The organism is Pseudoxanthobacter sp. (genome assembly GCF_036822375.1).
Classification (GTDB): Bacteria; Pseudomonadota; Alphaproteobacteria; order Rhizobiales; family Segnochrobactraceae; genus Pseudoxanthobacter.
Map to the genome: position 1 here is coordinate 1 of NZ_DAISHT010000107.1, position 11,695 is coordinate 11,695.

Sequence of the window (11,695 nt, forward strand, 5' to 3'; positions counted from 1 at the left end):
GCCTGTGTGGCGGTGCCGGGCACGGCCACCGGCGTTTCGGCCGGCGCCTTCGCCGGCTCGGCCGGGTTGGCCCCCACCGGAACCGGGGTCGCCATCCGCGTCAGATCGGATTCGAGCCAGGCCGGCCAGACCGTCTTCGGATCGATGCGCACATAGCCCACACCCGGCACGCCGGTCTTCACATAGTCGATGTACTTCTCAACCAGCATCTGCGGCACGCGCAGCTTGACGCGGAACATCATCTTGCTGCGCTCTTCGGCCGTTTCCACCTGCTTGGGCGTGAACTGCGCCTTGGCGGAAACGAAGCTGACCGTGCCCGGCACCGCCCGGTCGGGCAGGGGCTCCAGCATGATGCGGGCTTCCTCGCCGATGCTGAGCTGGCCGGCATAGGCGGTGGGCAGGAAGATCGTCATGTAGATGTCGGAAAGGTCCAGCACCGTCAGCACCTTGCCGCCGGCGCCCACCACCTCGCCGGGCTCGGCAAGGCGGAACAGCACCCGGCCCACCCTGGGCGCGGTCAGGATGCCGTCGGCAACCTGCTGCTGAAGCTGGTCGACATTGGCAAGCGCGCTTTCGATGGCCGCTTCGGCCGCCAGTTTGCGGCTCTGGGCGGCGGCGAGGCCGGCCTCGGCGGTGTCGCGCACCGATTTCAGGTTGTCGACCTTCTGCTGCGGCACGAAATTCTTGCCGAGCAGCACGAGGTTGCGCTCATATTCCGTGCGGGCGAGCTGAAGCTCGGTCTGGCGCTGGGCGATGACGAATTCCGCCTCCGCCTTCGTCTGCCGGGCCTGCTCCACCTGCGCCTTGGCGGCGGCCAGCTGGGCCTCCAGTTCGCGGGTGTCGAGGCGGGCCAGCACCTCGCCCGGCTGCACCAGATCGCCTTCCTGCACTTCGATGGAGGCGATGCGGGCCGGATATTTCGCCGCGATGTCGATCTCGGTGGCCTCGATGCGGCCGTTGCCGCTGACGATGCCCGGCGGCAGGGTCGGGCGGTTCAGCCAGTAATGCACACCGAAGGCGCCGGCCACCGCAACGACGGCCAGCACCACAACCACCCGCACGATATTCTTCATCAGGCCCGAACTCCGCTCAGCTGCGGCACCAGCACGGCAGCTCCCTGAAACCGCCCGGCCCGCAGATCATCCAGTGCCACCCCGGCCTTGTCGAGCGGGTAAATGTGCGTGGTCATCACGATGCCGGCCCGCGGCGCCAGTGCCAGAAACTCTGTCGCATCCCGGCGTGTCAGATTGGCGACGGAGACGATGCTGCGTTCCTCCCACAGGATGCGATAGGGAAAGCCCGGAATGTCGCTCATGTGGATGCCGCCGCACACCACCCGGCCGCCCTTCTTCACCGCTTTCAGCGCCAGCGGCACCAGAGCGCCGACCGGCGCGAACAGAATGGCGGCATCGAGCAGCGCCGGCGGTGCCTCTTCCGAGGCGCCGGCCCACACCGCGCCGAGCGACAGCGCCAGCTGCTGCGCGTCCGTGTCGCCGGCCCGGGTGAAGGCATAGACCTCGCGGCCCTGCCAGCGCAGCACCTGCGCCAGAATGTGTGCGGCCGCGCCGAAACCATAGAGCCCGATGCGCCGGCCGTCGCCGGCCGCCTTCAGCGAGCGCCAGCCGATGAGGCCCGCGCACATCAGCGGCGCGGCGGCCACCGGATCGTCGAAGCCGTCGAGAGGAAAGCAGTAGGCGGCATCGGCGACCGTCAGTTCGGCAAAGCCGCCGTCGCGGGTGTAGCCGGTGAAGACCGGTTCGTCGCACAGGTTCTCGTGCCCGTCGGCGCAATAGGCGCAGTGGCCGCAGGTGTGGCCGAGCCAGGGAATGCCCACCCGCCGGCCGGGCGTGAGCCCGTCGCCCACGCCGGGGCCGACCTTGTCGATGCGGCCGACGATCTCGTGGCCGGGCACGAGCGGCAGCTTCGGCTGGGTCAGGTCGCCGTCGACCACATGCAGGTCGGTCCGGCAGACCGCGCAGGCTTCCACCCGCACCCGGATCTCGCCGGGGCCGGGCTCCGGGTCCGGCAGGTCGCGCAGGCGGAGGGGGCTGCGCGAAGCCTCGAGCACCATGGCTTTCATGGCTCTCACCTTCCTCGCAAAAGCGCCGCCGGGGCGGTCTGCCCGCCCCGGCGGCCGGATTTCGGCGCCGCGATCAGCGGCTGTAGGGGCCGTCCATGTCCGGCGGCATCATCACCACGCCCGACATCGGCTCGATCCAGACCAGATGATCGGTCACCGACTTCACACCCGGCACCGCCTCGGCCGCCACGCGGGCCGCGGCGCGGGTGCGCTCGTCGTAGATCGTGCCTTCCAGTTCCACCACGCCGGCGCGCACATGCACCTCGATGAAGCCGTCGCGGCCCCACGGGTGACGGCCGAGTTCGGCGCGCACCGCCTCGCGGATTTCCGTGTCGGTCATCTCGCCGCTCTGCTGGCGGGCGAATTTGGCGGCCAGCGCACGCAGCAGATCGGCCCGCGACATGATGCCGACGAGACGGTCGTCTTCCACCACCGGCAGGCGCTTGATGGCGCGGCGGTTCATGATGTCGACCGCGTCCACCAGATCGGTGTCGGGCGTGACGGTATCGACATCCGTCGTCATCACGTCATCCACCTTGGCGCCGTGCGAAAGCACGTAGTCGGCGGCTTCCTTGCCGGGGGTCATGAGCAGGCTGCGCCACCACGAAACGCGGCGCTCGGTGCCGAGTTCGGCCCGACGGATCAGGTCGCCTTCGGTGACGATGCCGACGAGCTTGCCGTCGTCGAGCACCGGCAGGCCGCTGATGCGGCTCGACAGCATGAGATTGACTGCTTCCGCGACCGTGGTCTGCGGGCTGACACCGATGACCCCGCGGGTCATCACGTCGGCGACCTTCATGGAAAATGTCCTCCGTTCAGCACCGGACGCGGGCGCCGGGGTACTCGTCGGCCCGCCGATCAGGGCGTGATGGCCACTTTGAGCACGCCGTCGCGCTGGTGCGCAAACAAATCATACGCCGCTTCAATGTCATCCAGTTTGAAGCGGTGCGTCACAAGGGGTTTGAGGTCGACCCGGCCGGAAGCCACCACCGACTGCAGGCGCCGCATCCGCTCCTTGCCGCCGGGGCACAGGGTGGTGACGATGCGGTTGTCGCCGAGGCCCGCGGAGAACGCGGTGAGCGGAATGGTGAGGTCGGACGAATAGACGCCGAGGCTCGACAGCGTGCCGCCGGGCCGCAGCACCCGCAGCGCCGATTCGAAGGTCTTCTGGGTGCCGAGCGCCTCGATGGAAACATCCACGCCGCGTCCGTCGGTGATCTCCATGATCGCCTCGACGGTATCGGCGGTGCGGAAATCGACGGTGTGCGAGCAGCCGAGCGTGCGGGCGATGGACAGCCGTTTTTCCACGGTGTCGACACCGATGATGGTGGTGGCGCCCATCAGCTTCGCGCCGGCAACCGCGCACAGGCCGATGGGGCCGAGCGCGAACACCGCCACCGTGTCGCCGATCTTCACCGCGCCCGATTCGGCGCCGGCAAAGCCCGTGGACATGATGTCCGGGCACATCAGCACTTCCTCGTCGCTGAGGTGGTCGGGCACCGGGCTGAGATTGAGGATGGCGTCGGGCACGCGGATAAATTCCGCCTGCGCGCCGTCGATGGTGTTGCCGAACTTCCATCCGCCCATGGCCTTGAAGCCGTGCTTCGTGCCCGGCCCGTCCTGGGACGAGCAGCCGCAGAGGCAGGCGAACGAATGGCCGCTCGGCGTGATGGCGCCGGTAATGACGCGCTGGCCTTCCCGAAAGCCGGTGACGGCCGAGCCGAGCTTCTCGATGATGCCCACCGGCTCATGGCCGATGGTGAGCCCGCGGGCGACCGGATATTCGCCCTTCAGGATGTGGACGTCGGTGCCGCAGATGGTCGTCGTCGTGATGCGGATCAGGGCGTCGTTCGGGCCGATCTCCGGCACCGGCTTCTCATCGAGCACGATGCGGCCGGGTTCGGCGAAGATCGCGGCCTTCATTTTGGCAGCCATGGCTTTTCCTCGTTGTCCCGTTCCGGTGCGGGCCGTCCGGTCCGCCCGGAATTCTGTCGGTTATGGTCGTCTCCCGGCGCTTCGTTCCGGGCCGGTCGCGCCAACCGGTGCCGCCGGTATCAGACCGGATCGGACGCGATCACGCGGAAGGTGTGCATGCCGTCGCTCTCGTGGACCGAGATATATTCCCCCGGCACGAAATGCTCGGCATCGAAGCGATAGCCGGCCTCGTCGCCGAGACCGGCATCTTCCGGATAGCGGAAGGCCCAGCTGCCGCCGGGCCGGCGCACCAGATGGCCGATGCTCTGGTCGCCGTGGCGCTGGCGCACCACGCGGCAGGCCTCGCGGTGCTCGTGCCACAGCGCCGGCGACAGCCGCCCGTCGTCGTCGAGCGGGGCGATGAAGCTGTAGGTGTGGGTGCGGCTGCCCTCGGGGTGGTGGGGCTCGCGGGCCAGATCGAGGCGGACCCGGCGGAACGAATCCGGCACAGCGGCGGGGCTCGCGGCCGGGCTGGCGGCGGCACGGCCAGGGGTGCCGGCGGGGGCGGTGGTGGTCATGACGGGCCTCTTGTGGCAGGGCCTTGGTCGGGCCGCGCCCGCCGGGTTCCGCCCGCGGGCGCGGCACGTTCGGGGCAGGGGCCGGCGGCTCTGCCGGTCCGCTGCGATCTGTCGTAACGTCCCCCGCGGGCGGCCACTTTCGGGCCGTGCGGCCCGGGGGCGGGCGGCCCGGAGGCCGGGGCGCTCAGCCGTCGAGGCGGCGCAGCGCCGAGCGGTTGCGGATAACGATGCGGCGCGGGCTGCGGAACGCGATCACGCCGCTGGCCTCAAGCTGGGTCAGGGTGCGCGACACGGTCTCGATGGTGAGGCCGAGGAAATCGGCCATGTCCTGACGCGACATCGGCAGGTCGACGGCATCGTCGCTGGCGAGATCGCCGAGGAAGCTCGCCACCCGCTCCTGCGCGGTCTTGCGGCCCAGCAGCAGCACATGTTCCTGCGCGCGCTCCAGCTCGCGGCTGGCAAGGCCCCACAGCGCCTGCGACACTTCCGGGTCGCGCCCGGCCAGCGCCAGAAGCGCGCTGCGGCGGGCCAGCCGCACCGTGACGTTGGTCACGGCTTCGGCCGAGAAGCGGTGGCTGCTGCCGGTCTCCAGACCGAACAGCGCACCGGGACGGTGGAAGGTTTCGATCTGGCGGCGGCCGTCGTCCATCAGGCGGCAGATGCGCACGGTGCCGGCGACGAGATAGTGGACATAGTCCGCCGGCTCGGCCTCGCCATAGAGCTCCGAGTTACGCTCGAAGGGCACCATCATGTCGCTTGCGACAAAAAGATCGGCCATCGCCTGCGGAAGCTCGCCGGCCGGCTCCAGCGCCGGCTGGGCGGGACGATGTGCGGGAAACGGCAGCACGGCCGCGCGCTTGGGCTGAACGGCGTGCTGTTCGGCAGTGGCGTGCTGCATGGTTTCTGGCCCTGTTCCAAATGATCCTTGTCAAAAAATCTAGGCGGAACGGATGCGGGCCGAAATTCGGTTTGCCTCTTAAGGAAAACCCCGTAGTGGCCGGCGCGGGGCCGGAAATGCAACCGCCGCCGGGCCCTTGCGGGCGGCGGCGGCGGGAAACGGGCACAGAAAACGGGCCGTGGAAACGGGCAGCCCCGGCGGGGCCTCAGATGTCGAGATTGGCAACGCTCAGGGCGTTGTCCTGAATGAACTCGCGGCGCGGCTCCACCTCGTCGCCCATCAGCTTGGCGAAGATGTCGTCGGCGTCGTCGGCCTCTTTCACCTTCACCTGCAGCAGCGAGCGCACGTTGGGGTCGAGGGTCGTTTCCCACAGCTGCTCGGCGTTCATCTCGCCAAGGCCTTTGTAGCGCTGCAGGCTGATGCCCTTGCGGCCGATGCCGTAAACGGCGTCGAGCAGCGCCAGCGGGCCGTGGATGGTGAACCGCGCGTCCTTGCGCATCAGCGTGGCCGCCTCGCCATAGACGTCGGCGAGGGCTCTGGCGTGGCCGTCGAGCTTGCGGGCGTCGGCGGAGGCGAGCAGGGCGGCATCGATCATGGCCGTCTCCTTCACGCCGCGCACCGTGCGTTCCAGAATGAGGTCGCCTTCCTCGTCGACCCGGCCGGTCCAGCCGCGTTCATATTCCTCCGCCAGCACGTCGAGCCGGGCGGCGATGCGGTCGGCCGCGCTCTGAGCGCGCGCCGGATCGGACAGCAGACCCGCGTTGAGGGCGCCGGCGATGGCCGCCTGTTCCACCACGTCGCGGCGGTAGCGGGTGTGCAGCCCCTCAAGCAGGAAGCGGATGCGGCGGGCTTCCTCCACCGCGGCGCGCAGGTCGGCGCCGGTGCGCACCTCGCCGTTGGCCAGACTGAGCCGGGCATCCTCGGTGCCGGTGGAGATCAGGTAGTTCTCCATCGCCGCCTCGTCTTTGAGGTACTGCTCGGAGGTGCCGCGGCGCACCTTGTAGAGCGGCGGCTGGGCGATGTAGAGGTGCCCGCGCTCCAGAATCTGCGGCATCTGGCGATAGAAGAACGTCAGCAGCAGCGTGCGGATATGGGCGCCGTCGACGTCGGCGTCCGTCATGATGATGATCTTGTGGTAACGCAGCTTGCCGACGTCGAATTCTTCCTTGCCGATGCCGGTGCCGAGTGCGGTGATCAGGGTGCCGATCATTTCCGACGACAGCATCTTGTCGAAGCGGGCACGCTCCACGTTCAGAATCTTGCCGCGCAGCGGCAGGATCGCCTGATTGGCGCGGTTGCGGCCGCTCTTGGCGGAGCCGCCGGCCGAATCGCCCTCGACGATGAAGATCTCGGACTTTGCCGGATCGCGCTCCTGACAGTCGGCCAGCTTGCCGGGCAGCGAGGCGACGTCGAGCGCGCCCTTGCGGCGCGTCAGCTCGCGCGCCTTGCGGGCCGCCTCGCGGGCCGCCGCCGCCTCCACCACCTTGGCAACGATCTGCCGGGCCTCGGCCGGGTGCTCCTCAAGCCAGGTGCCCAGCATGTCGCTGACGATGGCTTCCACCACCGGGCGGACCTCGGAGGACACCAGCTTGTCCTTGGTCTGGGAGGAGAACTTCGGGTCCGGCACCTTGACGGACAGCACGCAGGTCAGCCCCTCGCGGCAATCGTCGCCGGAAAGCCCGACCTTCTCCTTCTTGGAGGTGCCGGAGGCTTCGGCATAGCCGGTGATCTGGCGCGTCAGGGCGCCGCGCAGGCCGGCAAGGTGGGTGCCGCCGTCGCGCTGCGGGATGTTGTTGGTAAAGCAGAGCGTGTTCTCGTGGTACGAATCGTTCCACTGCAGCGCCACCTCGACGGTGATGCCGTCGCGCTCGCCGCGCATGAAAACCGGCGCCGGGATCAGCGGATGCTTGGTGCGGTCGAGCCAGCGCACAAAGGCTTCGAGGCCGCCCTCGTAGTGCAGCTCCTCGCGCTTCGGCTCCACGCCGCGGCGGTCTTCCAGCAGAATGCGCACGCCGGAATTGAGGAAGGCGAGTTCGCGCAGCCGCCGCTCCAGCGTGGCGAAATCGAACTCGATGTGGGTGAAGGTTTCCGGGCTCGGCATGAAGGTGACCGCGGTGCCGGTGCGGCCTTCCGCGGGGCCGGCGACCTTCAGCGGATGAACCGCATCGCCGTGCTCGAAGCGCATGGCGTGCTCATGACCGGCGCGATAGATGCGCAGTTCCAGCCATGACGACAGCGCGTTGACCACCGACACGCCCACGCCGTGCAGACCGCCGGAAACCTTGTAGGAATTCTGGTCGAACTTACCGCCGGCATGCAGCTGGGTCATGATGACCTCGGCCGCCGACACGCCCTCTTCGGGGTGGATGTCGGTGGGAATGCCGCGGCCGTTGTCGGTGACCGTGCACGAACCGTCGGCGTTCAGCGTCACCGTCACCCGGTCGGCATAGCCGGCAAGGGCCTCGTCGATGGCGTTGTCGACCACCTCGTAGACCATGTGGTGCAGGCCGGAGCCGTCATCGGTATCGCCGATATACATGCCCGGCCGCTTGCGAACGGCGTCGAGACCCTTCAGCACCTTGATCGATTGGGCGCCGTACTGCTCGGCTCCGGTCACGGGATTTTCGGTCATGAGGGATTCGCTTGTGTCAGTCTCGTGGGGAGGCGGCGACCTTTTAATATAAGGCCTTGTCCGCAAAGTGGAAAGCGGCATTCCGCCGGCGGTGCGCAAGGGACCGTGGAACCCGGGCTTCTACCGCGCGAATGCGCCGACACCGCGGCGCCTTCAGCGCCAGGCGATGGCCGCGGCCGCGCCGGCCAGCGCCAGACCGGTCACGCGGTTCAGCACCGTGCGCGCCCGGGTGGAGACGAGGACCGCGCGGGCCTTCATCGTCAGCATGATGTAGCCGACGGAGACCATCGGCAGCACCACCATGACCACGCCCACCACCTCGGCGAACGAGAAGGCGGAGAGGCGGTCGAGATCGATCACGGTCGGCAGGATGGCCAGATAGAACACCATCGTCTTGGGGTTGCCGAGGGTGACGGCGAGGCCGGAGGCAAACACCCGCCAGCCGGCTTCCGCCGGGCGGGCGGCAACCGTCTCCTCGCCGGCGACGGGCGCGGTCCACATCTTCCACGCGATGAAGGCGAGATAGGCCATGCCCGCATATTTGATGATCTGGAACAGCATCTGGAAGGTGTGCGCGATGGCCGAAAGCCCCAGCACCGCCGCCAGCAGCCACACCAGATCGCCCGCCAGAATGCCGGCCGTGAAGGCCAGCCCGCCGCGCCATCCGCCGCCCAGCGTGCGCGCGATCAGCGCCGTCATGCCCGGCCCGGGCGAGGCGACGGCCAGCGCGTAGACCAGCGAGAACGCGACGAGGGCTGCGGGATCGAGGGCGGCTGACATGGGCATCTTCATCCTGAAGGGCGGCCGCGCGGGCGGCCTGCGGCGCCTTTTCGCACGGGGGGCCGTTTTTGTCACGCGGCGGGCAGGGGCGCGGCCTCAGCGCGACAGCGGCGAAAGCTGCCCGTCGGCGACCTGAAACTGCTGCGCCTCAGCGCCGGTCGCCTCGAACAGCGCGGCATCCGTGCCGGTCATCCAGGCCTGCGTGCCGAGCCCGGCGAGGCGCCGGAACAGCCCGGCGCGGCGGCGCGGATCGAGATGGGCGGCAACCTCGTCCAGCAGCAGCAGCGGCGTGCGGCGGGTGAGGCGGGAGACCAGCCGGGCGTGCGCCAGCACGATGCCGATGAGCAGAGCCTTCTGCTCGCCGGTGGAGGCGCGCGCCGCCGGCATGCCCTTGGCGGAATGCGTCACGGCCAGATCGCTGCGGTGCGGGCCGGTCAGCGTGCGTCCGGCTGCCCGCTCGCGCGCCCGGCCGTCGCGCAGCCGCGCGCGGAAGGCATCCTCGGCCTGCACCGCACTCATGCCGTCCATCAGCGCTTCGATTTCGCCTTCGAGGGCGAGTTCGGCCCGCGGAAACAGGTCGTCGGCTTCCGGGGCAAGCTCGGCGAGGCAGCCGACCAGTTCGCGCCGGGCCGCCGCCACCGCGGTGCCGAGTTCCGCGATCTCGATTTCCACGGCATCGAGCCACGCGCGGTCGGCGGCCGGATCGTCCAGCAGGCGGTTGCGCTGGGCGAGCGCGCGCTCATAGGCGGAAACCCGGCGACCGTGGCCGGAATCGATGGCGAGCACGAGGCGGTCGAGAAAACGCCGGCGGTCGCCGGGCGCCCCGGTGAACAGCCCGTCCATGGCCGGCGTCAGCCACAGCACGGCCAGATAATCGCCGAGCACCTCGGCGGAGCGCTGCTCCGTGCCGTCGATTCGCACCCGCCGGCTGCGCACGGTCTCTCCGGGCGGCGGAACATCCGTGCCGGTGCCGATGCGCACTTCGCCGTCCGGGGTTTCAAGCCGGGCGGCAAGGCTCCAGTTGCCGGGGCCGCCGATGCGCGCAAGCGCCTCAAGCGTGGCCCGCCGCAGGCCGCGGCCGGGCGAAAGCAGCGAGACGGCTTCCAGCAGATTGGTCTTGCCGGCACCGTTCTCGCCCACCAGCACCACGGCGCGCGAATCGAGCGTCAGGCTGAGGGCGGCGTGGTTGCGGAAATCGGTCAGTCCGAGGCGGGTGAGAAAGACCGCCCCGGCCCCGCGCCCGTCCGGGCCGTCATCGGGCGCTGCGTTCACACCCGCATCGGCATCAGCACATAGAGGGTGCTGTCGTCGCCGCCGTCCTGAATGAGGGTGGGCGAGCCGGGATCGGCCAGCCGGAACAGCGCCTCGCCGGAGGTGAGCTGGCTGGCGATGTCGAGCAGGTACTTGGCGTTGAAGCCGATTTCCAGCGGCGCGGCATCATATTCCACCGCCAGCTCTTCCGTCGCCGAACCCGAATCGGGGTTGTTGACGGTCAGCACCAGCCGGCCGTCGGCAATCGTCAGCTTCACCGCGCGCGAGCGGTCGGAGGAGATGGTGGAAACGCGGTCGACAGCGGTGGCGAACACGTCGCGCTCGACCCGCAGGTCCTTGTCGTTCCCCTGCGGAATCACCCGCGCATAATCGGGGAAGGTGCCGTCGATCAGCTTGGAGGTGAGCACCACGTCGCCGATGGCCACGCGAATCTTCGCCTCCGACAGTTCGATGGTCACGTCCGCATCGGGCTCGTCGAGCAGGCGCTGGATTTCGCCCACCGTTTTGCGCGGCACGATCACGCCGGGCATGCCGGCGGCGCCGGCCGGTGCCGGGCGCTCGGCCTGCGCCAGACGGTGGCCGTCGGTGGCCACCGCCCGCAGCCGCATGGCGCCGTCGCGCCCTTCCACGGTGTGCAGGTAGATGCCGTTCAGATAATAGCGCGTCTCTTCCGTGGAGATGGCGAACTGCGTGCGCTCGATGAGGCGCTTCAGATCGCCGGCCGGAAGGGTGAAGGCGTGGGTGAACTGGCCGGCGGTGAGATCGGGAAAATCCGTCTCCGGCAGCATCTGCAGGGCGAATCGCGAGCGGCCGGAGCGCACCGTCAGCGTGGTGCCGTCGCCGGAGGTCTCCAGCGACACCTCCGCTCCGTCGGGCAGCTTGCGCACGATGTCGTGCAGAATGTGGGCGGGAACGGTGGTGGCGCCCGGCCCCTCGACCATGGCCGGCACGGTCTCGGTCACTTCAAGGTCGAGGTCGGTCGCCTTGAGGCGCAGTTCGCCGCCTTCGGCCCGCAGCAGCACGTTGGAGAGAATCGGAATGGTGTTGCGGCGCTCGACCACGCGATGGACATGGGAGAGCGATTTGAGAAGGTGGGCCCGCTCCAGCGTCGCTCGCATGTCGTTCTTCCATCATGTCCGGGCGGCCGGATCGACAGAACGTGAACCGGACCGCGTGTTCCTGAAGGGGGGCCGCCGGCAGGGGCGGCCGCTCCGGCCCTGCAAGGGGCCGGGGGCGGAAAACTGCCTTTTATGGCGCTGAAATGCAAGCAGCCGCCTGTTCGGGCGGCCGCTCGCGGGGCCCCTCGCACGAGGGGCGGGGCGGGTTCGCAGGGCCGCCGGCTCAGTCGTCGAGCAGGCGCTTCAGCGTCTCGATCTCTTCCGCCGTGCGGGAATCGGTGCGGGCCAGTTCCTCGATCTTGCGCACCGCATGCAGCACGGTGGTGTGATCGCGGCCGCCGAACTGCCGGCCGATTTCCGGCAGCGAGCGCGGCGTCATGGTCTTGGCCAGATACATCGCGATCTGGCGCGGGCGCACGATGG

The 11,695-nt window shown here is 69.3% G+C and carries 11 protein-coding genes; all 11 read right to left on the reverse strand.

The genetic code is table 11. The features are described from left to right. A partial coding sequence (locus V7067_RS11055) for an HlyD family efflux transporter periplasmic adaptor subunit (protein ID WP_334175958.1) occupies nucleotides 1-1,073 on the reverse strand: 1,073 nt, incomplete at its 3' end. Then, the gene (locus V7067_RS11060; protein ID WP_334175959.1) at nucleotides 1,073-2,080 is read right to left on the reverse strand and encodes a zinc-dependent alcohol dehydrogenase family protein; all 1,008 of its coding nucleotides are present in this window, start codon (nucleotides 2,078-2,080) and stop codon (nucleotides 1,073-1,075) included. The genes V7067_RS11060 and V7067_RS11055, both read right to left, overlap by 1 nt. A 73-nt stretch (nucleotides 2,081-2,153) precedes the next feature. Next, the gene (locus tag V7067_RS11065) at nucleotides 2,154-2,879 is read right to left on the reverse strand and encodes a CBS domain-containing protein (RefSeq protein ID WP_334175960.1); all 726 of its coding nucleotides are present in this window, start codon (nucleotides 2,877-2,879) and stop codon (nucleotides 2,154-2,156) included. Between the two features lie 59 nt (nucleotides 2,880-2,938). Then, nucleotides 2,939-4,015, reverse strand: coding sequence for an NAD(P)-dependent alcohol dehydrogenase (locus V7067_RS11070; RefSeq protein ID WP_334175961.1), 1,077 nt, complete (start codon nucleotides 4,013-4,015; stop codon nucleotides 2,939-2,941). Nucleotides 4,016-4,134: 119 nt separating this feature from the next. Then, complete coding sequence (locus V7067_RS11075) at nucleotides 4,135-4,572, reverse strand: hypothetical protein (RefSeq protein WP_334175962.1); 438 nt, start codon at nucleotides 4,570-4,572, stop codon at nucleotides 4,135-4,137. Between the two features lie 184 nt (nucleotides 4,573-4,756). After that, a complete protein-coding gene (locus V7067_RS11080; protein WP_334175963.1) occupies nucleotides 4,757-5,470 on the reverse strand; it encodes a helix-turn-helix domain-containing protein in 714 nt (237 codons plus the stop codon). Nucleotides 5,471-5,675: 205 nt separating this feature from the next. After that, nucleotides 5,676-8,102 (reverse strand): DNA topoisomerase (ATP-hydrolyzing) subunit B, encoded by a 2,427-nt coding sequence (gene gyrB / locus V7067_RS11085; protein WP_334175964.1) that lies wholly within the window; start codon nucleotides 8,100-8,102, stop codon nucleotides 5,676-5,678. Between the two features lie 153 nt (nucleotides 8,103-8,255). After that, nucleotides 8,256-8,882 carry a LysE family translocator gene (locus V7067_RS11090; RefSeq protein WP_334175965.1) on the reverse strand — a complete coding sequence of 209 codons (627 nt, stop codon included), beginning with the start codon at nucleotides 8,880-8,882 and terminating at the stop codon, nucleotides 8,256-8,258. Between the two features lie 96 nt (nucleotides 8,883-8,978). Beyond that, complete coding sequence (gene recF, locus V7067_RS11095) at nucleotides 8,979-10,154, reverse strand: DNA replication/repair protein RecF (protein ID WP_334175966.1); 1,176 nt, start codon at nucleotides 10,152-10,154, stop codon at nucleotides 8,979-8,981. Continuing rightward, entirely contained in the window at nucleotides 10,151-11,272 is a 1,122-nt protein-coding gene (gene dnaN / locus V7067_RS11100) for a DNA polymerase III subunit beta (protein WP_334175967.1), read from the reverse strand. Before dnaN ends, recF begins: the two co-directional genes overlap by 4 nt. 223 nt (nucleotides 11,273-11,495) lie before the next feature. Continuing rightward, nucleotides 11,496-11,695, reverse strand: a 200-nt coding sequence (locus tag V7067_RS11105) for a helix-turn-helix domain-containing protein (protein ID WP_334175968.1), incomplete at its 5' end; no start/stop codon positions are given.

What these genes read in the sequence shown, in the direction of transcription:
- V7067_RS11060 (WP_334175959.1), bottom strand. Translation starts at nt 2,080, where the DNA reads ATGAAAGCCATGGTGCTCGAGGCTTCGCGCAGCCCCCTCCGCCTGCGC.
- V7067_RS11065 (WP_334175960.1), bottom strand. Translation starts at nt 2,879, where the DNA reads ATGAAGGTCGCCGACGTGATGACCCGCGGGGTCATCGGTGTCAGCCCG.
- V7067_RS11070 (WP_334175961.1), bottom strand. Translation starts at nt 4,015, where the DNA reads ATGGCTGCCAAAATGAAGGCCGCGATCTTCGCCGAACCCGGCCGCATC.
- V7067_RS11075 (WP_334175962.1), bottom strand. Translation starts at nt 4,572, where the DNA reads ATGACCACCACCGCCCCCGCCGGCACCCCTGGCCGTGCCGCCGCCAGC.
- V7067_RS11080 (WP_334175963.1), bottom strand. Translation starts at nt 5,470, where the DNA reads ATGCAGCACGCCACTGCCGAACAGCACGCCGTTCAGCCCAAGCGCGCG.
- gyrB (WP_334175964.1), bottom strand. Translation starts at nt 8,102, where the DNA reads ATGACCGAAAATCCCGTGACCGGAGCCGAGCAGTACGGCGCCCAATCG.
- V7067_RS11090 (WP_334175965.1), bottom strand. Translation starts at nt 8,882, where the DNA reads ATGTCAGCCGCCCTCGATCCCGCAGCCCTCGTCGCGTTCTCGCTGGTC.
- dnaN (WP_334175967.1), bottom strand. Translation starts at nt 11,272, where the DNA reads ATGCGAGCGACGCTGGAGCGGGCCCACCTTCTCAAATCGCTCTCCCAT.